The following is a 539-nucleotide window of genomic DNA, read 5'->3' on the forward strand; positions in this document are numbered from 1 at the left end:
GTGCTCTCCGCACCGGGCGTGCCCTCCCGGCGGCAGGACCTGCCCGGCGTGCTGTGCCGCGACGGTGCGCTGACCCTGCTGCGCGTTGGGGGCCGCACCACAAGAAGCACAACGGAAGTCGCCGCCGATGGCGTCCCCGGCCCGCACGATTCCTCCCCCTGCGAATCCGGCGTCCTGCCCTACCGCCCCATCCCCATCGGGCGGGCGCAAGCCACCCTGGTGGCCTCGCGTCTGGACGCCGCACGGGGCATGGCCCTTGCCGCCCATGACGGACACCCCGACATCACCGCCCAAGCCGCCACAGGAAACACCCCGTGAACGCCGCCTCCATCAACGCAGAACGGGGCGACCCGCGCCCCCGCTACCCCGACATCACCGACACCCTGTTCTGGGACGCCTACTTCGCGTGGCGCGACGCCTCGCTGCTGTCGGTGGAGCGGTTCCACGCCCTGTACCTGGCCCTGCGCCACATCACGGGCCCCGATGCGCCTGACGCGCCTGACGCGCCTGGCGCGCCCGGCGTGCCCGGCGTGCCCGGC

General features: G+C 73.8%; 2 pseudogenes. Both read left to right on the forward strand.

Going from position 1 to position 539, the window contains the following annotated elements:
• Positions 1–318 (forward strand): annotated as a pseudogene (locus FVW20_RS18540) (cytidylyltransferase domain-containing protein); the annotation flags it as partial.
• Positions 315–539 (forward strand): annotated as a pseudogene (locus tag FVW20_RS18545) (hypothetical protein); the annotation flags it as partial. The pseudogenes FVW20_RS18540 and FVW20_RS18545, both read left to right, overlap by 4 nt.

Source organism: Nitratidesulfovibrio oxamicus (assembly GCF_015731765.1).
Taxonomy (GTDB): Bacteria; Desulfobacterota; Desulfovibrionia; order Desulfovibrionales; family Desulfovibrionaceae; genus Cupidesulfovibrio; species Cupidesulfovibrio oxamicus.